This window comes from Litorilinea aerophila (genome assembly GCF_006569185.2).
Lineage (GTDB): Bacteria > Chloroflexota > Anaerolineae > Caldilineales > Caldilineaceae > Litorilinea > Litorilinea aerophila.
In genome coordinates, this window is sequence record NZ_VIGC02000010.1 from 156183 (window position 1) to 180606 (window position 24424).

At 64.1% G+C, this 24424-nt stretch carries 16 protein-coding genes; 9 read left to right on the forward strand and 7 right to left on the reverse strand.

What is annotated here, in order from left to right; translation table 11 throughout:
* The first annotated feature begins 15 nt into the window (after positions 1-15).
* From proS to FKZ61_RS09850, 4 genes are all read left to right on the forward strand, one after another.
* Positions 16-1458, forward strand: a complete 1443-nt coding sequence (proS, locus tag FKZ61_RS09835; RefSeq protein ID WP_141609935.1) for a proline--tRNA ligase — start codon at positions 16-18, stop codon at positions 1456-1458.
* 44 nt (positions 1459-1502) lie between these two features.
* Positions 1503-2693 (forward strand): aspartate aminotransferase family protein, encoded by a 1191-nt coding sequence (locus FKZ61_RS09840; protein ID WP_141609936.1) that lies wholly within the window; start codon positions 1503-1505, stop codon positions 2691-2693.
* A 63-nt stretch (positions 2694-2756) separates the two neighbouring features.
* Complete coding sequence (locus FKZ61_RS09845; RefSeq protein ID WP_141609937.1) at positions 2757-4010, forward strand: [LysW]-lysine hydrolase; 1254 nt, start codon at positions 2757-2759, stop codon at positions 4008-4010.
* Positions 4011-4512: 502 nt separating this feature from the next.
* Entirely contained in the window at positions 4513-6501 is a 1989-nt protein-coding gene (locus tag FKZ61_RS09850; RefSeq protein ID WP_141609938.1) for a LysM peptidoglycan-binding domain-containing protein, read from the forward strand.
* A 218-nt stretch (positions 6502-6719) separates the two neighbouring features.
* Here the strand turns inward: FKZ61_RS09850 and FKZ61_RS09855 are convergent, their stop codons facing one another.
* From FKZ61_RS09855 to FKZ61_RS09885, 6 genes are all read right to left on the reverse strand, one after another.
* Entirely contained in the window at positions 6720-7508 is a 789-nt protein-coding gene (locus FKZ61_RS09855; protein WP_141609939.1) for an SH3 domain-containing protein, read from the reverse strand.
* A gap of 65 nt (positions 7509-7573) precedes the next feature.
* A complete protein-coding gene (gene serA / locus FKZ61_RS09865) occupies positions 7574-9178 on the reverse strand; it encodes a phosphoglycerate dehydrogenase (protein ID WP_141609940.1) in 1605 nt (534 codons plus the stop codon).
* A gap of 32 nt (positions 9179-9210) precedes the next feature.
* On the reverse strand, positions 9211-10914 hold the full coding sequence (gene argS / locus FKZ61_RS09870; protein ID WP_141609941.1) for an arginine--tRNA ligase: 1704 nt from the start codon (positions 10912-10914) through the stop codon (positions 9211-9213).
* 223 nt (positions 10915-11137) lie between these two features.
* The gene (gene polA / locus FKZ61_RS09875) at positions 11138-13948 is read right to left on the reverse strand and encodes a DNA polymerase I (RefSeq protein WP_170199521.1); all 2811 of its coding nucleotides are present in this window, start codon (positions 13946-13948) and stop codon (positions 11138-11140) included.
* Positions 13949-14171: 223 nt separating this feature from the next.
* Positions 14172-14381, reverse strand: coding sequence for a hypothetical protein (locus tag FKZ61_RS09880; protein WP_141609943.1), 210 nt, complete (start codon positions 14379-14381; stop codon positions 14172-14174).
* Positions 14382-14530: 149 nt separating this feature from the next.
* A complete protein-coding gene (locus tag FKZ61_RS09885; RefSeq protein WP_141609944.1) occupies positions 14531-16063 on the reverse strand; it encodes a glycosyltransferase in 1533 nt (510 codons plus the stop codon).
* A 282-nt stretch (positions 16064-16345) separates the two neighbouring features.
* On the opposite strand from FKZ61_RS09885, the gene FKZ61_RS09890 reads away from it, so the two are divergent.
* A complete protein-coding gene (locus FKZ61_RS09890) occupies positions 16346-16771 on the forward strand; it encodes an Hpt domain-containing protein (RefSeq protein WP_170199523.1) in 426 nt (141 codons plus the stop codon).
* A 259-nt stretch (positions 16772-17030) separates the two neighbouring features.
* Here FKZ61_RS09890 and fusA read toward each other — a convergent pair whose 3' ends face one another.
* Complete coding sequence (gene fusA / locus FKZ61_RS09895) at positions 17031-19097, reverse strand: elongation factor G (protein ID WP_141609946.1); 2067 nt, start codon at positions 19095-19097, stop codon at positions 17031-17033.
* A 499-nt stretch (positions 19098-19596) separates the two neighbouring features.
* Between fusA and FKZ61_RS09900 the strand changes: the two genes are divergently transcribed.
* The 4 genes from FKZ61_RS09900 (at position 19597) to FKZ61_RS09915 (ending at position 24411) form a co-directional block, all read left to right on the forward strand.
* Complete coding sequence (locus tag FKZ61_RS09900) at positions 19597-20955, forward strand: ABC transporter substrate-binding protein (RefSeq protein WP_141609947.1); 1359 nt, start codon at positions 19597-19599, stop codon at positions 20953-20955.
* A 135-nt stretch (positions 20956-21090) separates the two neighbouring features.
* Entirely contained in the window at positions 21091-21957 is an 867-nt protein-coding gene (locus FKZ61_RS09905; RefSeq protein WP_141609948.1) for a carbohydrate ABC transporter permease, read from the forward strand.
* A 3-nt stretch (positions 21958-21960) separates the two neighbouring features.
* Positions 21961-22806, forward strand: coding sequence for a carbohydrate ABC transporter permease (locus tag FKZ61_RS24270; protein WP_141609949.1), 846 nt, complete (start codon positions 21961-21963; stop codon positions 22804-22806).
* Between the two features lie 162 nt (positions 22807-22968).
* Positions 22969-24411 carry an L-fucose/L-arabinose isomerase family protein gene (locus FKZ61_RS09915; protein ID WP_141609950.1) on the forward strand — a complete coding sequence of 481 codons (1443 nt, stop codon included), beginning with the start codon at positions 22969-22971 and terminating at the stop codon, positions 24409-24411.
* The last annotated feature ends 13 nt before the right edge of the window (positions 24412-24424 follow it).

A 24424-nucleotide genomic window follows, 5' to 3' on the forward strand; every position in this document is an offset into this window, starting at 1 on the left:
ATAGAGGAAAGCGTCATGGCAAATCAACAAGGACTGGTCTCCCGGGCAGAGGACTTCAACGAATGGTATAACACCCTGGTCCTGAAGGCTGACCTGGCCGACTATGGCCCGGTGCGCGGGACCATGATCATCAAACCCTACGGCTGGGCCCTGTGGGAAAACATCCAGCGGGCGCTGGACTGGCGTTTCAAGGCCACCGGCCACGAGAACGCTGCCTTCCCCATGTTCATCCCCATGAGCTTCCTGGAGAAGGAGGCCTCCCATGTGAAGGGCTTTGCGCCGGAGCTGGCTGTGGTCACCCACGGCGGCGGCGAAGAGCTGACCGAGCCCCTGGCCGTTCGCCCCACCTCCGAAACCATCATCGGCCACACCTACGCCCGCTGGATCCAGAGCTATCGGGATCTGCCCATCAAGCTGAACCTCTGGAACAGCGTCGTGCGGTGGGAGAAACGGACCAAGCTCTTCCTGCGCACCCTGGAATTTTACTGGCAGGAAGGCCACACCGCCCATGCCACCGCCGAGGAAGCCCTGGCTGAAACCCGCCAGATGCTGGACGTCTACACGGACTTCGCCCGCAATGAAGCCGCCATCCCCGTCATCCCCGGCGAGAAGTCCGAGAACGAGCGCTTCGCCGGCGCAGAGATGACCCTCACCATCGAAGCCATGATGGGCGACGGCCGCGCCCTGCAGTCGGCCACCTCCCACTTTATGGGCCAGAACTTCGCCCGGGCCTTCGAGATCCGCTACCTGGATGCCAACAACGAACTCCAGTACTGCTGGACCACCTCCTGGGGCCTGAGCACCCGCTTCATCGGCGCCATCATCATGACCCATGGCGACGACCAGGGCCTGGTGCTCCCCCCCAAGCTGGCGCCCATCCAGGTGATCGTGGTGCCCATCTTCCGCCAGGAAGAAGAGCGCACCCGGGTCCTGGAGGCTGCCCGAGCCATTCAACAGGAACTCCAGGACAACGGCTTGCGGGTCAAAGTGGACGAGCGGGACAATCTGACGCCCGGCTTCAAGTTCAATGAGTGGGAGCTCAAGGGCGTGCCCGTCCGCGTCGAGATCGGCCCCCGGGATCTCCAGAACGAGACGGTGATGTTGGCTCGCCGGGATGTGCCCGGCCGTGAGGGCAAGGAGAGCGTCTCCCGTAGCGGCCTGGTCGCCCGGGTGCAGGAGCTCCTGGCCGCCATCCACGACAATCTGCTGGAGCGGGCCACCCAATTCCGGGACAGCCACACGGTGGCTGTGTCCGACTACGGCGCGTTCAAAGAGGCCGTGGAGCAGGGCTTCGCCCGGGTCTGGTGGGCTGGTAGCAGCGAGGATGAGAAACGCATCCAGGAGGAGACCCGGGCCACCCTTCGCTGCATCCCCCTGGAGCAGCCCGGCGGGGAAGGCACCTGTTTCTACACCGGCCGGCCCGCCACCCAGATCGCGATTTTCGGCCGCTCGTACTGAGCGGTCGCCGATTCAGCCACCCCAGCCGAGAGGAGACAGAGGAGATGGAGAAGTTACCGGCCCTGGCCGACCTGGCCGCCACCGAAGAGGCCATCCTGGGGGGGACCACTGCCCGGCGGGGCGATGTGGTGATCGCCCGGGGCGAAGGCTGCTGGCTGTGGGATACCCAGGGGCGCCGCTACCTGGACCTGACCGCGGCCCAGGGGGTGGCCATGTTGGGGCACTGCCACCCCACCCTGAGCCAGGCCATCGCCGAACAGGCCCACTGCCTCATCGCCTGCCCCAACTTTTTCTACAACGACGTCCGCGCCCGCTTCGCCGCGGCTTTGCGCCAGGTACTGCCGGACCATCTGTCCCATGTCTTTCTGGCCAACAGCGGCGCGGAGAGCATCGACGGTGGCCTCAAGCTTGCCCGGCTGGCCACCGGCCGCACCGGGATCGTCGCCACCATGCGGGGCTTCCACGGCCGCACCGTGGGCGCCCTGTCCCTCACCTGGGAGCCCAAATACCGGAAGCCCTTCGAGCCCCTGCTGGATGTGACCCACGTGCCCTTCAACAACCTGGAGCGCATGGACGCCGCGGTGGATGAAAACGTGGCCGTAGTGGTGCTGGAGGTGGTGCAGGGGGAAAGCGGCGTCATCATGGGCGACGCCGCCTACCTCCGGGGGGTGGAAGAGATCTGCCGGGAGCGGGGCGCCCTGCTCATGATCGATGAGATTCAGACAGGCTTCGGACGGACCGGCCGCTGGTTTGCCCACCAACACCACGGCCTGCGCCCGGACATCATCTGCATGGCCAAGGGCATCGGCGGCGGCTTCCCCATGGGGGCCATCGCCTACACCGAAGCCGTCCACCAGGCCCTCTACCCGGGCGCCCACGGCAGCACCTTCGGCGGCAATCCCCTGGCCTGTGCCGCAGGGCTGGCTGCGTTGCGCATCTACCGGGAAGAGCAGCTGATTGAGCGCTCGGCGGCCATGGGGCAGTTGCTGCTGGAACGGCTGAACCAGGCCCTGGCCGATCGAACGGCGGTGCGGGAGATCCGGGGCCTGGGCCTCATGGTGGGCATCGAGCTGCGGGAAAAGGTGGGCCGCTACCTCAAGGCGCTCATGGAAGAGCACGGCGTCATTGCCCTGCCAGGCGGCTCCAATGTCCTGCGCCTGTTGCCGCCCCTGACCATCAGCGAAGCGGAGATCGAGGTCGGCGTGCAGGCCATCGCCGCCGTCCTGCCGGACTGACCATCCCGGGCATGAGCCCCGGGCCCTTTTCCTGCCACGACGCCGACAAGGTTGACAGAAGCCATGCACCCGTATTCTGATCCGTCCTTTGAACCCACTGCCGGCGAATCGGTGAGCCCCACACGCCAGGAAGCCGTGGCCCTGTTGCACGGCCTGGTTTCCGTTCCCTCCCTCTCCGGCCAGGAAGAAGCGGCCAGCCGCTGGCTGGTTGCCCGGATGGCGGAACTGGGCTACGACCGGAGCTACGTGGACGAGGCCGGCAATGCGGTGGGGGAGATGGGCCCGGCGGATGCCCGTCATTTGGTGGTCCTGTTGGGGCACATCGACACCGTCCCTGGGGACATCCCCGTCCGGGTGGAGGAGACGGCCGACGGGCCGGCCCTCTATGGCCGGGGCAGCGTGGACGCCAAAGGTCCCCTGGCCACCTTCACCGCGGCCGTGGCCCGGCTGGGTGCGGATTGGGTAGCCCGGCATGGCCTGCGCCTGGTGGTGGTGGGCGCGGTGGAGGAAGAGGCGGCCACCAGCAAGGGCGCCCGTTTCATCCGGGATCGTTTCGATGGCCGGGGGGAGCCCCGGCCTGTGGCCTGCATCATCGGCGAACCCAGCGGCTGGCATCGGGTCACCCTGGGCTACAAGGGGCGCATCCTCCTGGACGTGGAGGCGGCCCAGCCCATGGCCCATACGGCCGGTCCGGACGCGGGGGTGGCCACCGTGGCCGTGGATCTGTGGAATTGGGTGGCAGCCTATGCGGCCCGCTTTAACCAGAGCCGGGAGCGGGTCTTCGAGCAGCTTTCACCCAGCCTGCGTCAGATCCGGACCGAGACGGACCTCCAGATGAACGAGCGGGTCTTTGCCCAGATCGGGATCCGCCTGCCCCTGGATTTTCGTGTAGCAGAATTTTGGGACGAGCTGGTCCAGGCGGCAGCCCAGCGCCTGGGGGTGGACGAGCTGCCATCCACCGGCGACGAAGGGGCGATCGAGCTCCACGGCCCCACGGCATCCCTCCGTCTGCGGCGCTATGCCCACGAGGAAGCCTGGCGGAGCGACCGCAACAACCCCCTGGTGCGCAGCTTCCTGGCCGCCATCCGGTCTGTGGAGGCGGATGGGCGGCCGGGCTTCGTGGTCAAAAGTGGCACCAGCGACATGAACGTGGTGGGGCCGGCCTGGCGTTGCCCCATCCTGGCCTATGGACCAGGCGACAGCACCCTGGATCACACACCCCACGAGCATCTCCCCCTGGACGAATATTGGCGGGCCATCCAGGTCCTGGAACAGGCCCTGCGCAACCTGGCCGCCATGCTATCGGCCCAGGAGTGACCCCTCTTTTTTCCTTTCTCCATTTGCCCGTAACTTTTGCCTGGCTTTTCCGTCATCATCCAGTAGCAAGGGGATCGTTCGACGGCGAGCATCATTGGGTGCGCCTGGTTTGAGAGATACGGTGCAATTCGTTCCTGGAGGGAACCCCTCCATCAGGGACGCATCCAACATCAGCCAACCCGCTCGCTGAGGCAAGTTCGGTCAGGTCCCTCTACCTGGCCGTCACGACACAAATTTCGCATATTGCAATTTCTGGCCGATGCCACGCCCATAGGCGCTCAAGTGGTGTTCGTATAGGCATCGTTCGGAAAAAATAGATGATAAAATTGGGTATTGCATCCACAAATATGGAGTGTTATACTGTGGCGCAACCTGCCACAGCCCTGGAGTGGAGCACCACATCGGTGCACGGGTCCGCCATCCGATCTGGAGAGTGCGGGTGGCCGGTCCGAATGGAGAGCGCGAGCCGCCTCAGGCTATGACGTGAAGGAGGGTATTCCAGATGTTGACGATCGTTCGCAATTATGTTGGATCTCGGGCCGGCCTGCCATCCTGGCTGCAACGTTTCCTGCGGGGCTCGCCAGGTCGGCGGAAGCTGGTCAGCCTGCTGGCTGCCGTGACCCTGGTGGCCACGTCGGTGCTGGCAGGTACGGTGGCCATGACCTGGGGATCGGCCCAGGTGGATGTGTTGGCCAACGGCAGCTTTGAGCAGGGCTTCACCAGCATCCCGGGCTGTGGCGTGGTGGGGGCGCACTGGGGCTGCTTCACCAATGGCGGCCTGGCCTCCTATGGCTTCTACGACGATCAGTGGGAGCGGGTGGTCTTCGACGGCAAGCACAGCCAGCTGATCGAGATCAACACCAAGGATTTCCCGGCCGCCGATCCGGACCGGTATGCCGGCATCTATCAGACGGTGCGGGTGGTTCCCAACGGCACCTACAAGTTGAGCCTCAAAGGCATCATCCGTACTACGGAGATGGAGGGCGACCCCTGGCGCTATCGGGTCCAGGTGGGCTGGACCAAAGGGCCCAAGGCCGACTGGACCCAGGTCATGAACTGGGAGGATGTGGGCTGGAACACCTACTACCCCCGCACCGAACCGGGCGCGTTCAGCGATTTTCAGACCATCCTCCGGCCCGAGGCGGAGGTCATCACCCTCTACGTTCGGGTCTGGAAAAAGTGGGGCGTGGCCTTTCAGGAGTTGGACGTGAACCTGGACGCCATCTCCCTGGTGGGGCCGGCGCCGGGCATGCCAAAGCCTCAGAAGCCCTCCATGGGGACTGGAGGACCGGTCAAGCCCATGGGGCAGGCTGGCCCCATGGATATGCCCATGAGGCCGGAGCCGGGCGTCTGCGCCGGGCCGGAGTTGATCTACAACGGCAACTTTGAGCGAGGCTTCAACCGGGTGGCCCTGGGGGATGTGGGCCGGGGCTGGGGTGCCTTCACCAACGGCGGCGCCGCCAACTACGGCTTTTATGACGAGCAGTGGGAGCGGGTGATTGCCGACGGGCAGCACGGCCAGCTGATCGAGATCAACACCAAGGGGCTCTACCCGACCGATCCGGATCGCTACGCCGGCATTTACCAGCACATCGGCGGCCTGAAGAAGGGGATGGTCTACGAACTCTCCCTGCGGGGGCTCCTGCGGGGTGAAGGGAACGAGGAGGATCCCTATCGCTTTGCCGCCCAATGGGGCATCAACCCGGGCAAGAACATCAACTGGCAGGATGTGAAACAGTGGGAAGAGATGGACCTGGGGCCCATTTATGCCCGCACCGAACCCGGCGCCCTGGGCAGCTACACGGCCCGCTTCGTGGCCCCGGCCGACCACATTGTCCTCTTCATCCGCGGCTGGAAGAAGTGGGCCATCAGCCAGGTGGAGATGGACTTCAACCTGGATGCCATCAGCCTGCGGGCGTGCGGCGGCCAGGGCGGCCCCATGGCCGATCCCAAGCCCGGCAAGGATCCCTGGCCCGGGCAGGGGAACCAGTGCGTCTATGTGGTCAAGCCGGGCGATACCCTGGCGGCCATCGCCGCGGCCCTGGATGTGCCGGTTCAGGCCCTGATCAAGGCCAACGCCATCGCCAACCCCAACCTCATCTTCGTGGGCCAGAAGCTCCAGATCCCCGGGTGCACCATGGGGGCTGATGCCATGGGCCCAGCCATGGATGGCCCGGGCATGAAGCCGGACGGGGCCATGATGGGCATGGACGGGCCGCCGATGAAGTCGGATGGGCCGATGATGGGCATGGATGGGCCGTCCGGTCCCGACCATCCGGACCGGCGCTACGGCGGCCCCAGCATGGCCGACGGCCCGGCCGGCATGCAGGATCCCATGGAGCGTCGGGGGGCCGTCTACACGGTCAAAGCCGGTGATTCCCTGACTGCCATTGCCGCCCGGCTGGACGTGGACGTCTATGCCCTGGCCCGGGCCAATGGCATCCAGGACATCAACCTGATCTACGTGGGCCAGCAGCTTATGGTGCCGTAGGGAACTGCCCCCGAGCGGGCCGGGTCAATCACAGATCAAAAGAGAGGGCAGGCTGATTCCCTGCCCTCTCTTTTTGTCGTGTTCAGGGTAGTGGGTGATACGTGGTGCGTCAAGCGACGTGCCGGCCGATGGATTGGGAAGGCCCCTTGGGATACGCACCACGCAAGAAGCCATCGGTCGAGCTACGTCGGGCTCTATGGCGCAATCCGTGGAGCATCCTACTCCAGGGGGCTGAGCCAGCGGGTCGTCCCGTCCCCGTCTGCCGCCCATCCTTCGACGGTGCCGTCATCCGAACGGATCTGGTACCAGGTGTATCCATTGGCGGACTGGGGGCCGGCCAACACGGTGAATTCCTGCCCCTGGTTGACTCGGGTGAGCAGCGCGCCGTCGGTCCCGGGCAGGGCCCGCACGCTCAGCTGGGCGGTGGTCACCACCACCCGGTCGCCCACCCGGGGAGGTCGGTTGACAGGCTGTGGCTCTCCAATGCGGGGGGTGAGCCACTCGGTCTCGCCGTCTCCCTGGGCCACCCAGCCCACGTTGCCCTGGCCGTCATCCACCCGCCACCAGATGAAGCCATCGGCCGAGACCGGGCCCTCCAGTACCTGAACCAGCTGGCCGGTGCCCAGTTGCCCCAGGAGGCCACCGCTGGTGCTGGGGGCATCTCGGAAGTTGAGGCCAGCCGGTGCACTGACCCGGGCCGGCTGGCCTGCCGCCAGCGCGGTGCCCGGCACCGGTGTGGGCGTGAAGGTGGGGGTGGGGCCAGGCGGGGGCGTGGCCGGCGCCGGTGGCAACGGCGTCGGCAGCTCGGTCACCGGCGGCTCGGCCGGGGACGTGGGCGTGCTTGCCACTTCGGGCGGCAGGGTTGGCGTGGGCGTGGGGCGCGGGGCAAAGCTGCCACAGGCCAGGGTTGGCCCCAGCCACATCAACGAGAGCACCGCCAGCAGCCGCAGCCGCCAGAAGGTAGCCAATATCTGGGAAGCCCTTGGGTTCTGCGCAGTTGGTTTCATGCTGCCAGATTATAGTGCGATTTCACGGAAATGGCCATTCTCGTATCTGACTGCTGGCCGACGATTTACAGGGTGACGGCCTTCAGCCAGCGAATGTGGGGCAGGGCGGCGATCTCCGCCTGCAGCGCAGGCGGCGTCACCTCGTCGGTGCCCAGCACCATGATGGCTTCGGTGCGCGGGGCCCAGCGGCCCACGTGCATGAAGCTGATGTTGATGTCCGACTGGCCCAGGATGGTGCCCACCCGGCCGATGATCCCGGGGCGATCCTGGTGGGCCGAGATGAGCAGGTTGCCGGTGGCCGGGAAGTCCACCCACAGGTCGTTGATCCCCACAATGTACGGCTCCCCCTGGAGGACCGACCCCCGCAGGGTCCAGGTGTCGTTGCCGGCCGTGACCCGCAGGGTGAGCATGTTTTCGTAGCGGGCTTCGTGCTGGTGCTTCTTGCGCTCCACCAGGTTGATGCCCCGCCGTTCCGCCAGGAGGGTGGCGTTGACCAGGTTGATCCGAATGTTCAGCACATCGCTGAGGAGCCCCTTCAGGGCCGCCGCGTTGACGTAGGCCAGGTCAAAGTCTGCCAGGTGGCCGTGGGCGGTGATCTCCACGCTGCCGATGCCGTGGCCGCCCACCTGCTGGATGAAGCGTCCCATGCGCTCGGCCAGGTCGATGTAGGGGACCAGGAATTCCAGATCCTTGGGTGGGATGATGGGCGCGTTGACTGCGTAGCGGGCCGGCCGGTCGTTGAGGACGTCGATCACCTGCAGGGCCACGTCCTCGGCCACCTGTTCCTGGGCCTCGATGGTGCTGCCGCCCAGGTGGGGCGTGAGGATGATCTTGTCCGAGCGTCGGAGGGGGCTGTCCGGCGGTAGGGGCTCCTGTTCAAAGACATCCAGGGCCGCGCCGGCGATTTCCCCGGCCTCGATGGCCTCCACCAGATCCTGCTCGTTGATTACCCCACCCCGGGCCACATTCAGGATGCGGGCCGTGGGCTTCATCAGCCGCAGCTTGGCCCGGTCGATCAGGTTATGGGTCTGGGGGGTCAGGGGCACGTGGACGGTAACGAAGTCGGCCTCGGCCAGGAGGGTATCCAGATCCACCAGTCGCACACTTCGCTGGGCCGCGTATTCGCTGCTGACGTAGGGGTCATAGGCGATGCAGGTCATGCCCAGCCCCTGGGCCCGGCGTACCACTTCCTGGGCCACCCGGCCCAGGCCCACGGTCCCCAGGACCTTGTCCCGCACTTCCACGCCCATGAACTGGCTGCGTTTCCAGAGGCCCGCCCGCACGTGGGCGTCGGCCTGGGGGATGTGGCGGGCCAGGGCCATGAGCATGGCGATGGTATGTTCCGCGGCGGCCACCACGTTGCCGGTGGGCGCGTTCACCACCACGATGCCGGCCTGGGTGGCCGCTTCCACGTCGATGTTGTCCACGCCCACGCCGGCTCGGGCGATCACCCGCAGGCGCTTGCCCGCCTGGATCACCTGGGCCGTCACCGTGGTGCTGCTGCGCACCAGCAGGGCGTCATATTCGGGAATGGCAGCCAGCAATTCGTCCGGGGATAGCCCGGTGCGGATGTCCACCTGAATGCCCGGCGCCTCCCGCAGGGGAGTCAAGCCAGATTCCGAGAGGGAATCGGCCACCAGTACTTTGAAGATCGGGGTCTCAGCATCCATAGACGTTTCCGTTCTAACCTATTGGGGTTCTCTCACATGCTTTCCGGCGCCCGCACGCCCATCAGGCGCAACACCTTGGCCAGGACAATGCGGGTGGCCCGGCTTAACAGCAGCCGCGCCCGGCTCAGGGCCGGGTTCTCCGGATCTACCACCTTGCAGTCCCGGTAGAAGGCGTTGAAGATGCGGGCCAGATCGATGGCGTAGTAGGGCAGGTTGTGGGGGGAGAGCTTGTCCACCGCCAGGTCGATCTGTTCCTCCAACTCCAGCAACTTCCGGATCAAGGCCAGCTCGGAGGGGTGGGTCAACAGCGACAGCACGGCCCGGTCCTCGTCGGTGACCGGCCCGGAGACGTCAAAGCCTTCCTCCTGGGCTCGGGCCAGGATGGAGCAGATGCGGGCGTGGCTGTATTGGACATAATAGACCGGGTTCTCGTTGCTCTGGGCCACCGCCAGGTCCAGGTCGAACTCGATGGTGGCTTCCGGGCTGCGGGTGAGGAGGTTGAAGCGCAGCGCGTCGGCGCCCACCTCGTCCACCACGTCGTTGATGGTGAGGAGGTTGCCGGCCCGCTTGCTGAGCTTGACCTCCTGGCCGTCCCGGACCAGCTTCACCAGGTCGTACATGAGGATGACCAGCCGGTTGGGATCCAGGCCGAAGGCCTCCATCATGGCGGCCATGCGGGGCACGTGGCCCTGGTGGTCCACAGCCCACACATTCACCACCCGGTCGAACTTGCGGCGCAGGAATTTGTCGTAGTGGTAGGCGATGTCGCTGGCGAAGTAGGTGGGGGCGCCGTTGGAGCGGATGACCACCTCGTCCTTCTGGTTGTTCGCATAGCGACTGGCCCGAAACCAGACGGCCCCGTCCCGCCGGACCAGGTCGCCCTTTTCCTCCAGGTAGCGGAGGGCTTCCTCCACCAGGCCTTCGTCGTGGAGGCTCTGCTCGCTGAACCAGTTGTCGAACTCCACGCCAATGCGCCGGAGCTCTGCCTTCAGCTCTTCGATGATGAGCTCGCGGCCCAGCTGTTTGATTTCTGCGATGGCCTGCTCCCGGTCCAGGTGGAGCAGCCGGTCGCCCACCCGCTCCTGGATCTTGCGGGCGTAGTCGATCATGTATTCGCCGGGGTAGCCTCCTTCGGGGAGGGGAACATCCTGGCCGAACAGTTGCGCGTAGCGAGCGTAGAGGCTCTCGGCGAAAAGCTGAAACTGGGTGCCGGCGTCGTTGACATAAAACTCGCGCTGGACCTCATAGCCGGCTGCCTCCAACACGTTGGCCAGGGTGTCGCCCAGCACTGCGTTGCGGGCGCCGCCATAGTGGATGGGGCCGGTGGGGTTGGCGCTGACATACTCCACCTGCCAGCGCTGGCCCTGGCCCCGCTGGATGTTGCCGTAGGCGTCGCCGGCCTCCACAATGGTGGCCACCTGTTGCTGGAGCCAGCCCTCGGCCAGGCGGATGTTGATGAAGCCCGGCCCGGCCAGGGAGACCTCGCCGATGATCTCGCTGGACGGGAGGTGCTCCACAATGGCCTGGGCGATCTGGCGGGGATTGACCTTGTCGCCGGTGGCCTGGCGGATGGCAGACGCGGCCACCAGGGCCACGTTGCTGCTGTAGTCGCCGTGCTCGGGTTGTTTGGGGCGCATCACCTCCACGGGCGGCAGGTCGAAGGTGGGCAGACTGCCATCGGCCTGGGCCGCCTGAATCGCCTGTTGGATGAGTTCTTTCAGTTGATCCCGTAACATGGGTTCTGGCTTTCGTCTCTGTTTTCCGCTTTCACCGGTTTTTTTTAGGGCGCTCTCCTGGGCTTTCCACCCATGGAACCCGTGAGGCCGCTGGCCAGCGACCTTCAACCTGGGACGCCCCTCTTTGGTCCAAACCCTAGTACAGTCTGGCGTAAATACCGCGGCAGTAATTCGGCGGCACGACCTCTGGTGGCAACCATCGGCGAATTTCTGCCGGGATTTACTAGGCCACCGGCTCCAGGTTGTACCAGTCGGGGCCCACCTCCACATCCACCTTCAGGGGCACGGAGAGGGGGTAGGCCGTCTCCATCACCTCCCGCACCAGGTCGGCCACCGGTTTTCGTTCCGCCTCGGGCAGCTCCAACACCAACTCATCGTGGACCTGAAGCAACATACGGGCCTGGTAGCGCTCCTCCTGGAGGCGTCGGTGGAGGCGGATCATGGCGATCTTCATGATGTCGGCAGCGGTGCCCTGGATGGGCGCGTTGATGGCGGCCCGTTCCACGGCCTGGCGCTGGTTGTGGGGCAGGCGTCGGTTCTGCAGCTCGGGGAAAAAGCGCTTGCGGCCCAGCAGCGTCTCCACATAGCCCTGGCTGTTGGCCTTCTCGATGGTTTCGGCGATGTACTGGCTCACCCGGGGATAGGTGGCGAAGTACTGGTCCAAAAATTCCTGGGCCTGTTGCGGGCTCATCTCCGTGCGGCTGCTCAGGCCAAAGGCGCTCACCCCGTAGATGGTGGCGAAGTTGATGGTCTTGGCCAGGCCCCGCTGCTCCCGGGTGACCTGGTCGATGGGCACGCCGAAGAGCCGGGAGGCGGTGGCGGCGTGGATGTCCTGGTCCGCCTGGAAGGCTTCGATGAGGGCCGGCTCCTGGGTGATGTGGGCCAGGATGCGCAGCTCCACCTGGCTGTAGTCGGCCGAGAGGAGCAGCCAGCCCGGCGGCGCGATGAAGGCCCGCCGGATCTCCCGGCCGATCTCGGTGCGGATGGGAATGTTCTGGAGATTGGGGTTGCTGGAGCTCATGCGCCCGGTGACCGCGCCCGTCTGGTTAAAGCTGGTGTGGACCCGTCCCGTCTCGGGGTTTACCAGCGCGGGGAGCGCGTCCACGTAGGTGCTGCGCAGCTTTTCCAGCTGCCGATGTTCGAAAATGATCTCCAGGACCCGTCGCTGTTGGTCGGTGAGCCCCTCCGCGAGGGCTAGCTGCTCCAGGGTGCCCACCGCGGTGCTGATGAAGCCGCTGCTGGTGCGGCGCAGCCCTTTGGTGGGGAAGCCCAGCTCCTCAAACAACACCTGGCTGAGCTGCTGGGTGCTGCGCAGGTTGAACTCGTGGCCCACGATCTGGAAGAGCTCCGCCTCCAGCTCGGCCAGGCGCTTGCTCAAGTCTTGGGACATCTGGGCCAGGAACTCCACATCCAGCAGGACGCCGGCCATCTCCATGTCGGCCAGCACCGGCAGCAGGGGAAGCTCAATTTCGGTGTAGAGGGACCACATGCCTGCTTCCCGCAGGCGGGGTTCCAGCCGGTCGAAGATCTGGATGGTGGCGTCCACATCTGCGCCACAGTAGGCCGCGGCCTGGTGGATGGGCACCTGGTCCATGGTGAGCTCTTGCCCAGAGGATCCCCGTCGGCGGCCGCGGCCGCTGCCGATGAGCTCGCTCAGCTCGGTCATCTGCCAGCCCAGCTCATGGGCGGCCTGGTTTTTGAGCCCCAGGCTGCGGCTGGCCGGGTCCAGCAGCCAGGCCATGGTCATGGTGTCGTGGATGTCGCCGGCCACGTCCAGGCCATGGCGGCGGCAGACAATGAGGTCGTACTTGCCGTTGTGGGCGATTTTAGGCAGTTCTCCGTTGCCCAGGTACGGTTCCAGCCGTTCTTTGACCATCTCCCAGGCGAGCTGCGGCCCTTCCTGGTGGCCCACCGGGATGTAGGCGGCCTGACCGGGAGCCCAGGCCAGGCCCAGGCCCACCAGCCGCGCCTGCATGGCATCGGTGCTGGTGGTCTCCACGTCGAAGCTCAGGCGGCCGGCCTGGGCCAGGGCCTCCAGGAGTTGCGCCAGGCTTTGGTCGTCCTGGACGCAGAGGTAGGGGGAAGGGCCGACGTCCTCACCGGCCGGTGTCTCTGGGGTGAAGAGGGCCAGTTGCCCCTGGCCGTTGGTGCCGTTTTGCGGCGTCTCCTCCAGGTTGGGCAGCTCCCGGAGGAGGCTGCGAAATTCCAGCTCGTTAAAGAGCTCGATGACCGCCTGGCGGTCGTAATCCTGCAGGCGGCACGTTTCCAGATCGAAGGAGAGGTCCAGATCGGTGTGGATGGTGACCAGGCGCTTGTTGCGTTCCACCTGTTCCCGGTACTCCAGGAGGTTCTGCCGGGTTTTGGGGCCGCTGACTTCGTCGATGTGGGCGTAGAGGTTGTCGATGTCGCCGTACTGGCTGAGCAGCTTGATGGCCGTCTTTTCACCGATGCCAGGCACGCCGGGGATGTTGTCCGAGCTGTCGCCGGTGAGGGCCTTGACATCCACCAGCTGGTGGGGTTCCAGCCCGTATCGCTCCCGGAATTCCTCCAGGCCCACGATGACCGTCTCCGGGTTGGGGCCGCCCCGGGTGTAGAGGATGCGGATCCGCTCGTCGATGAGCTGGAACATGTCCCGGTCGCCGGTGAGGATGAGGACATCCAGCCCCTGGGCGGCCGCCTGGCGGGCCAGGGTGCCCAGGATGTCATCGGCTTCGAAGTTGGGGTAGGTGATGACGGGGATGTTGAAGGCGCGCAGGAGTTCTTCGATGCGGCCCATCTGGACGCGCATCTCGTCGGGCATCTGATCCCGGGTGGCCTTGTAGTCCTGAAATTCCGCGTGTCGCCAGGTCTCGCCGCTGTCGAACGCGGCGGCCACATAGTCCGGCCGGTATTCCTTCAGGATGCTGATCAGCTTGCGGGCGAAGCCGTAGACCGCGGTGGTCGGTTCCCCCTGCCGCGTGGAGAGGGGCGTCTTCAGCCCGAAGAAGGCCCGATAGGCCTGGGAATGGCCGTCGATCAGTAGTAAGGTTGCCATGGTCCTTTCCCGTCCGCTCATCTTGTCCCGCCCGTTTCCCTGCCAATGGCAAGAGGGCGGCCCTGTCCGGTCCCCTGCCCAACCGGGCTGGCGCCCGTGGGCGGTCGATGAGCCCTTCCCCTTTCGTCAGACCGCTCGTCAGACCGCGTTTGTCTGGCGTTTGTCTGGCCGCGTCTGTCCGGTTCTGCCTGTCCGATCGTGGCGGGAATGCCCGGGCGCTTGCTCAGCCCTCCTCGACGGCCAGATCGCCCTGATCCACCAGGGCCTTGATCTGGGGGATCTTCAAGATGGCGCGCAGGGTCCGCATACGCCGGCCGGCATCCAGGCGGACGCGCCCGGCAGGCAGCTCCAGGATGTAGTTGTTGCGGGTGCGGTTCACCAGCACGATGATCTCGTCTGGATCTTCCATCCAGGTGGTGTCTGACTTCTTCATGGTGACTACCCTGTCCATGGTTTCCACGGTGCTCTCCACTGTCATGTGAATGTTGCGGGTCCAGCCCTGGCCGTTCTGGCAGGATCTTGACCATTGTACAGTTGTGCCGGAGGTTTGACAAAATTCTCCCGGACAGTCTGTGCCCTGTTTCACAACCGGCCTTTGGTGGGCAGTGGGTGTCCATCCTGGCTACTGGCTGGCTGCTCTGGCCGGGCCAGGAAGGCTTCCCAGGCCTGCCAGAGGGCCACTCCCGCCATGAGCCCATACCCGCCGGCGTAGATGGCCAGGAACGGGATGGACCACCAGCGTCCCAGGTAGGCAGCCAGCCCGATGGCGGCCAGGGCGTAGAGGGCCAGCCCCAGCTCGATGAAGGTGCCGACTTCCAGGGGGAGGCGGTAGCGGCTCTGCTGCCAGCCATCGCCGGCCCGCTGCACGTGGAATTTGGGCGTACGGAGGAACTGGCTGTGGTGGCCCAGCAGGCCCTGGGCCACGGCCAGGGAATTGTTGAAGCTGAGGCCGGTGCCCAGCAGCATCAGAAAGGGCAGGCGCGCCCAACGCCAGAACCAGCTTCGGGGATGGAGCTGGCGCTGGGCCGTGGCATAGAGCAAGGGCGGCCCCAGGGAAGTGAGGCTCAGGAAGGAGAGGGGCGCAGCCGGGTCCACGCCCAGGGCCATGAGGGGCAGCGAGAGGAGCACCATGGCCAGGAGCAGCGGGTGGATCAGGTAGCTGCCCAGGTGGGCCAGGGCGGCCAGCCGGGTGACCAGGGGCCAGCCGCTGCGCCAGACCGGCCTGGCCAGTTTGCGGAGGGCCTGGACGCTCCCCTTGGCCCAGCGGAACTGTTGCCGTTTGAAGGCCGAGAGCTGGGGGGGGATTTCAGCCGGGGCCTCCACGCTGTTGAGGTAGAGGGCCTGCCAGCCGGCCAGTTGGGCCCGGTAGCTGAGATCCAGGTCTTCGCACAGGGTGTCGCTCTGCCACTGTCCCACCGCTTCATCTTCGATGCAGGCCCGACGCCAGATACCGGCCGAGCCATTGAAACCGAAGGGGTAGCCCGCGGCCTGCCGCCCGGCCTGCTCCACCACGAAGTGCCCGTCCAGGGCCAGGGCCTGACAGCGGGTGAGCAGGGAGTAGTCGGCGTTCAGGTGGCCCCAGCGGGCCTGAACAAAGCCCAGGCGTGCATTGGCCTCGTCCAGGAAATAGGGGACGGTACGCTGCAGGAAGTTGGCAGGCGGCATGAAATCCGCGTCGAAGATGGCGATGAACTCGCCCCGGGCCAGGGGCAGGGCGTGGGCCAGGGCGCCGGCCTTGTAGCCCTGGCGAGAGGCCCGGCGGATCACCGTCACCTGGCGGCCGGCCCGGCGCCAGCGGGCAGCACAGCGTTGGGCCAGCGCGGTGGTCTGATCGTCGGAGTCGTCCAGGACCTGGATTTCCAGCTTGTCGCTGGGGTAATCCAGGCGGGCGCAGGCGTCGATCAGGCGCTCCACCACGTGATATTCGTTGTAGATGGGCAACTGGACGGTGACCGTGGGCCAATCCTGGTCTGGGGTGGGGCGTCTGCAGGGTGGTTTCTCCTGGTAGCGACGGTAGTGCCAGCTCAGCCAGAGGGCGTGGAAGCCGTAGAGGGCCAGGCCGATCACCGAGAGGGCATATGCGATCTGCAGCAGAACCACCAGCAAGGTGTGCATTGGGATCACCTACGACAATCTGGCATCAAAGTGCGTTCAAAAAAAAAGCCGACGATAGCCCGCCAGCTCACAAACGCACAGTATAGCGGATGGACAGAGAAGGGGCCAAATCGGCCTGTGGGAGGGATCGAGCCGTTGTCTGGAGTTTGGTATACTCGATGGCGGCCCGCGCTTATGTTATACTTAAAAGCAACGGGCTCACTTTTACCGCTCTGCTATCACTTGCATCCACCCTTTGCATCCACATCCATTGGTCCAGCACGCTGTTGTGAAAGGAATGTCATGAACCAGAGCATGGACAACAACAAGCCTGATGCCGCCTCCTCAGAAAGCGCTTCATTGCCGCCGGCCATCTCCCAGGAAGAGTTCCAGGCGGTCGTGGAGATGATCGGGCCGGACGAACCGGATCTCATGGTGGAACTCATTGACACCTACCTGGAGGAGTCCGGGATGCTGGTTGAGACGCTCCTGCAGCCCCCGCGTGAGGACAATCAGGAGGCCAGGCTGCGCGCGGCCCACAGCCTGAAATCCAGCAGCGCCAGCCTGGGCGCGCTGCACCTCTCTCGTCTCTGTGCGGATCTGGAGGCTTACCTGCGGGGGCGAGGTGGTGAGCTGGACGAGGAGCGCCAGGTTCAGCAAATTGTGGCTGAGCGGGAGCGGGTTGTGCTGGCGCTCCAGGCCGAGAAGGCCCGGCTCCAGCAGTCGTAGCCCGGCCTCTCTCCACCGTTGGCGCCAGCCCGGCGTCCCGTCTGGCAGTGCAGGCCGGCCATGGGACCAGTGGCGCAGGCTGGCCAGCAGGGAACAACCGCAGACCGGCCTGGCTGCCGATCCACGTTGCAGGCCCACCCACAGACAGAGAGGGCAGCCCCTGCAGGGGCTGCCCTCTCTGTCGTGATGCGAATCGGTGACGGTCGACTTTGGGATGGTAGCGAGGCCGATTCCGCGGCGAGCCGGGAGCGTGCCCGGGCTATCGTTCCTGCTCGGCGGCCTTGCTGGCGGCGATGATCTCGTCCATCAGGTGCCGGGGGACCGGTTCGTAGTGGTCGAATTCCATGGTGTAGACGCCCCGACCCTGGGTCATGGAGCGCAGGTCCGTGCCGTAGCGGAGCACCTCGGCCAGGGGCACCAGGGCCCGGATGACCGTGCGGTTGTTCTTCTGCTCCATCCCCAGAACTCGACCCCGCCGGGTGTTGAAGTCGCTCATGACGTCGCCCATGTACTCTTCGGGCACGGTCACTTCGATGCGGTAGATGGGCTCCAGGAGCACGGGATTGGCCTGTTGAACGGCCAGCTTGAAGACCTCCCGCCCGGCTGTCTGGAAGGCGATATCCTTGGAGTCCACCGGGTGTTCCTTGCCGTCGTAGACCACGGCCTTGACATCCACCACCGGGTAGCCGGCGATGACCCCCTGCTCCATCACCTGGCGCACCCCTTTCTCGATGGAGGGCAGGAAGACGCTGCTGATGGCGCCCCCGAAGACTTCGCTCACGTACTCAAAGCCGGCGCCGGTCTCCAGGGGCTCCACCCGCATGTGGACCTCCGCAAACTGGCCGGCACCGCCGGTCTGCTTCTTGTGGCGGTATTGGGCCTGGGCCACCTGGCTGATGGTCTCCTGGTAGGGCACCTTGGGGATGGAGGTTTCCACCTTGACGCCGTAGCGCTGCTCCAACCGCTGGACAGCCACGTCCACGTGGGTTTCGCCCATGCCCTGCAGGACGTTCTGCTTGGTGGCGGTGACATACTCCAGCCGCAAGGTGGGGTCTTCCTCGGCAAGGGCTGCCACCGAATGGCCCATCTTGGCGCTGTCCGCCTGGGTGGCCGGGGTGATGGCCACCGAGTAGAGGGGTTGGGGATACTCCGGCTTGGGAATGGTGATGGGCGCAGCGGGTGTGGTCAAGGTGTCGCCCGTGACCAGATCATCCAGCTTGGTGATAACGCCGATGTCGCCGGCCACCAGTTGATCCGTGGGCTGCAGGTCCTTTCCCCGGGCCACGAAGAGGTTGCTGCAGCGGGCTTCGTTGCCGGTGCGGGCGTTGATGAGGCGCTCCTCTTTGTGGATGGTGCCGGAGAAGACCCGCACATAGTTCATGCGGCCCACGTAGCGGTCGATGATGGTCTTGAAGACCTGGGCGGCGATGGGGCCGTTGGGATCATTGGTGAGTTCGATTTCCTCGCCGTTTTGGGTGGCCTTGATACTTCGTTCGGTGGGTGCGGGCACGTAGCGGCCCAGGGCTTTGAGCAGCCGTTCCATGCCGATGCCCTTGACCGCGGAGCCGCAGTAGACAGGCACGATGGTGCACTCCTTCACCCCCTGATGCAGGCCCCGGCGCACCTCCTCGGGCGTCAGCTCTTCCCCGTCCAGATATTTCATGATGAGCTCGTCGTCGGTTTCGGCTGCGGCCTCCACCAGGGCCATGCGGGCTGCTTCCACTTCATCGGCCATCTCTTCGGGGATGGGGGCCTCCTTGCCCTCCGGCCCCAGGTACGCCTTCATGCTCACCAGGCTGACGACGCCCCGGAAGTTTTCGCCCTGGCCGATGGGCAACTGCATCGGGATGATGGTGGCGTCGCTGAAGGTCTCCCGCAGGCTCTCCACTGCCTTCTGGAAGTTGGCGTTTTCCCGGTCCATCCGGTTCACGAAGACGATGCGGGGTTTATTCAGATTCTGGAGGCGTTCCCAGGCCAACTCTGTGCCCACTTCCACGCCGGCCACTGAATCCAACAGGACCAGACCGGCTTCGGCCACGTGGAGGGCGCTGATGACCTCTCCCACGAAGTCCAGGTAGCCAGGCGCATCCAGGAGGTTGAACTTCAGGTTGCCGTGTTCAATGGGAATCACCGACAGGTTGATGGAAATCCCGCGGCGATGCTCTTCCGGGTCCCAGTCGGAGACGGTGGTCCCATCCTCGACGCGGCCCAGCCGGGTGATGACTTTGGTGTGGTAGAGCAGCGCCTCGGTGAGGGTCGTTTTGCCGGATCCACTGTGGCCCAGGATGGCCACATTCCGGATCTGGTCTGTCTGAAACTTCGCCATAAATCCTCCTACGACAGCGTGTTTGGGTGCTCGAATGTTGTCATCGGCCCAAGAGAGGGATCAGGTCGGATTGGCCGATTCAAGAAATGGTATGGTCAGGTATGGAGGGCCGTGCAAAGGTGCCTGGCAGGCAGTTGACGTTCGACCTGTCTGGCCGATGGCACCATTCAAGCGCATCGTCCCAATGGCAGACAAACCTTCAGGTCGCCGATCCATGTATATTTTATTGCCTTCCAGGGCATGGGCGAACATCGGTGATATGAACCCAGGGTCGATTGTACAGAAAAAGCATTTGGATGTCAACGAAGGGGCAGGGGCTGTGGTCATATCGTTCAATTGTTTGACATTTCACGGGCGTTTGTGATATGATAGTTGCATACCGATTAAAACGTTTTATTTCCGCCAGCCACCCCACGGCCGCCCCTCCCTGCAGGCGAATCGCGTGGGTGGCTTCCTTAGATCGGTATTCCAATGTTTCCCCGCAAAGGAGGTTGACCGTATGGACAGGTATCTTCGTCGTTTGGGGCTGATGCTGGGGGTAATGGCCCTGGCTCTGCTATGGGCGGGCTGTGCGCCCGTTGGCTCTCCTGCAGCCACTTCTGGCTCTGCGCAGGAACCGGTGACGTTGACGTTCTGGAACATGCCCTTTGTCACCCAGGAGGTTTCCCCTGCCTACGTGGCGCAGTGGGAGGAGGCCGTCCGGACTGCCCTGCCCAACGTTCGGGTGGACACATTCTATGGGCCAGGGAAGTATAAGGATCAACGGGACAAGTTCCTGTTGCAGGCTGAAAGTGGAACGCCGGATGTCATCGAAGGTCTGCTGGAGGACACGGCGGTTTACGTGCAGCGAGGGCTGATTGAACCCCTGGATGAGCGTTTTGCCGCCTGGGAAGATAGCAGCCAGTTTGTGGAAAGCACCCTGGAGCCCCTTCGCATCAACGGCAAGTTGTGGGGCATCCCCTACAACACCAATGCCCGGGCCATGATCTATCGCAAGGATATCTTTGAAGAGCACGGCCTGGAGGTGCCCAAGACCTGGGGAGAGCTGATCGAAACGGCCCGCAAAATTACGGAGCTGACCAATGGCGAAGTGCATGGGTTCTTCCTCTGCACCGAGGTGGGGGATCCCCGGGCCGCCCAGGAGTTCATGTCCTGGTACTATCAGGTCAGCGGCGGCCAGAACATGTTTGAGGTGGTCGATGGACAGGTCGAGTTCAAGGCAACTGTGGAGCAGCTTGAGCAGGTGTTGAGCCTGTACGATGCCCTCTTTGATGCGGAGAGCGTGCCTTACCCTGCCATCGATCCCAACGTGCGGGGAACCGGCTGGCCTGTGGAAGATCCGGGGTATGTGGCCGGCAAGTGGGCCATGGTGCCCATGGGGCCGTGGCTGTGGGGCCGCCGGGAAGAAGGGGAAGTGGCCAAGGACATCCTGGAAAATCGTACGGCCATTACCGCGCTGCCCGTGGCTGAAGGGGGCGTCCCGGCTACCTATCTAGAAGTGAAACCCATCATGCTGAACGCCTATTCCCGCCACAAGGATGAGGCCTGGGAGCTGATCAAGTTTATCACTTCCAAGGAGCAGATGGCCCTTTGGCTGGCGGATTCTGGCGGCATTCCGGCCCGTAGGGACTCGCTGGAAATGCCCCAGTTCACCGAAAGCGAGATCGGCTGGTGGATCCAGGGCTTTGCAGATCAACTGCCCATTGCCGTGGCCATGGCGCCCATCAACTGGGGGCCGGTCAGCGAAGCCAACCTGCGGGCGGTCAATTTCGTCATCTATGATGAGCAGACACCCGCCGAAGCAGCGCAGTGGCTCTACGATCAGATCATGACCTTGTTGGCCAATGGTGAACTGTAGGTAGCGGCGACACTGTTGATGGAGGAGCGGGAGGCGAAGGTCGTGGCAGGGAGGCCTTCGCCTCCCGATTCCCTGGAGATCACTGGCGCCGGGAGTGCGCTGTAGACCTTTGACAACACGTTGGAAGGCCTGACGATGCAAGAGCGCTACAAGGGGTTGCTCCTGATTTTGCCCAGCCTGCTGGTCATGGCGCTGTTCACCGTTTATCCCCTGGTGGATGGGCTGCGCATGGCTTTCACCAACGCCAATTTGCTGCGGGATGATGTGCGTTATGTGGGGATGGACAATTTTCGGCGGATGCTCCAGGACGATGTCTTTTGGATCTCCCTGTACCACTCGGTGTTGCTCACGGTGGTGGTGGTCCTCTTACAGCTCATCGGCGGGCTGATCCTGGCCTCGGCCATGCGGCAGGACCTGCCGGGGATGGGTTTTTTCAAGAGTATCATCATGGCCAGTTGGGTGATCCCGGTTGCGGCGACGGTGATCATGTTCAAGTTCATGGCCCAGCCCGATGTGGGGTTGATCAACATCCTTCTGCGCAGCGTTGGCCTGGAACGGCTCAATAAGTATTGGCTAGGGGATCCCCAGGTGGCCTTGCCCTTTATCATGATGCTCCACCTCTGGCGTAATGTGCCGTTTTACGGGGTGGCCTTTTTGGCGGCCATGCAGGCCATTCCCCGGGCTCAATATGAGGCGGCCGAAATCGACGGGGCCAATGCCTGGGATCGTTTTCGTTATGTGACCCTGCCCGGTATCCGCAACATGATTGTGGTCATGGTGACCATCCACGTGCTGTGGACCTTCAACAACTTTGATTTTGTCTACCTGGCTACCGGGGGAGGGCCGGTGAATGCCACCGATGTCCTGCCGGTCTATGTCTACCGCCTGAGTTGGAACAGTTACAGCATCGGCTATGCCTCCAGCGTTGGCACCGTCATGCTCATTTTGTTGATGCTCTACTTTGTCGTTTACGTTCGCCTTTCGGAAAGGCAGGCCAGGTGAACCGTGCGCAGTCGAAGATACACGCGGCTCCTCCACGCCGGTTTGGCGTATCTGGTGGTCCTGAGCGCGTTGCTCTTCTTTATCGTGCCCATGTTGTGGATCATCTACACGTCTTTCCGCACCCAGGAGTCCATTTTCACCGGCCGGGTGTTGACGCCCTGGTCGACGTATACCCTTGAAAACTATCGCACCATCCTCTCGGTGACCGACTTTCCCTTATACTTTTGGAATTCGTTCAAAATCGCGGCCACGGTGACGTTACTTTCCCTCGCCTGCTCCATCACAGGCGCCTATGGGCTGAGTCGCTTTGATATTCCAGGCCGGCAGCCCTTGCTGTTGGGCATCTTCTCCACCCAGATGTTCCCCCAGGTGCTGTTGGTGATTCCGATTTATCTCATTATTGTCTCGTTGTTCCTGTTGGACACGGTCATCGGGGTGGTGTTGGGGCAGATGATCCTGGTCTTGCCCTTTCAGATGTGGATGCTGGCGGGCTACTTCGATAACGTGCCCCGGGAGATCGACGACGCGGCCAGCATTGATGGCTGTAACATCCTGCAGCGCCTGATCTACGTGATCTTACCCGTGGCAGCCCCGGGGATCATGGTAGCCGCGTTTTTCTCCTTTGTGGTTTCCTGGGGTGACTATCTGATCGTCTCCATCGTGACCCAGAGCCAGCGCACGGCTACCCTGACGCTCATCATCCAGCGCCTCTCCTCCGCCCTGTTGATCCGGTGGGGGCAGGTGGCGGCCGCCACGGTGCTCACCATCGTGCCCACCGTGCTGCTCTTTTCCTTCGTCCAAAGGCGGCTGGTGGAGGGGCTCACGGCAGGGGCGGTCAAGGGCGAGTGAGGCCGGACGCCCCTGGCTGTGTCCCTGCCCGTTCCCAATTTTCGCCATCGGCCCGGATTGGGTGACAATAGAGCCACAGACGGATATTTCCGCCTGTCCCTGTCAGCCATCCGAAAACGATACCAGTCAAACGATACCAGCCAAAACCATCCCAGTCAGCAAATGAGTAAAGGAGAAGATACCGTGAAACCTGTAACCCTGGGTCTCATCGTGGGGAATCGGGGCTTTTTCCCAAGCCACCTGTGCGAGACAGGCCGGGCAGAGGTGCTGCAGGTCCTCTCCGATGCCGGCATCAACGTGGTCACCCTCTCGCCCGAGGACACCACCTACGGCAGCATCGAAAGCCTGGAGGATGCCCGCAAGTGTGCCGAGCTCTTCGACCAGCACCGCAAGGAGATCGACGGCGTCTTGGTCACCCTGCCCAACTTCGGCGACGAGCGGGCCATAGCCAACGCCCTGCGCTGGTCCGGCCTGAACGTGCCCGTCCTCATCCACGCCTTCCCCGACGACGCGGAAAACATGACCATCGCCGACCGGCGGGACAGCTTCTGCGGCAAGATGTCGGTCTGCAACAACCTGCGCCAGTACGGCATCCCCTACAGCCTGACCACCCTGCACACCGTCTCGCCCAGTCACCCTTCCTTCCAGCAGGACCTGGCCAACTTCGTCGCTACCTGCCGGGTCACCAGCAGCCTGCGGGGGCTGCGTCTGGGCGCCCTGGGCGCCCGCCCGGCCGCCTTCAACACCGTCCGCTACAGTGAGAAACTGTTGGAAGAGAACGGCATCAGTGTCGAGACGCTGGATCTCTTCGAGCTCTTCGGCTGGGTCAACGCCATGGCGGACGACGACCCGGCGGTCCAGGCCAAGCTTCAGGCCATCCAGGACTACGTACAGACGGCCAACGTGCCGGGCGATTCCCTGGTGAAGATGGCCAAGTTCGGCGTGGCCGTGGACAACTGGATGCAGGAGAACCGGCTGCAGGCTTCTGCCATCCAGTGCTGGACGGCCATGGAAGAGTTCTTCGGCGTGGTGCCCTGCACCCTTATGAGCATGATGAGCAACGACCTGATCCCCAGCGCCTGCGAGGTGGACATCATGGGCGCCCTGGCCATGTACGTCCTGGCCCAGGCCAGCCAGAAGCCCAGCGCCATTGTGGACTGGAACAACAACTACGGCGACGATCCCGACAAGGGGGTGGTCTTCCACTGCAGCAACCTGCCCCGGGACATCTTCAAGCAGGAAGGGGAAGATCAGCCCAGCATGTTCTACCAGGAGATCATCGCCGGCACCGTGGGCGCCGAGAACACCTACGGCACCATCTACGGCCGCATCAACCCCAACGCCTTCACCTACCTGCGCATCAGCACCGATGACGGCACCGGCACCATGCGGGCCTATGTGGGCGAGGGCGAGTTCACCGACGATCCCCTGCTGACCTTTGGCGGCTACGGCGTGGTGCGGGTGCCCGAGTTCCAGAAGCTGCTCCAGTACATCTGCAACAACGGCTTCGAACATCATGTCTCGGTCAACCCCTCCCAGACAGCCGCCGCCGTCCACGAGGCCCTCACCAAGTACAAGGGTTGGGACGTCTACCGGCATAGCTGAACGACCGGAGGAT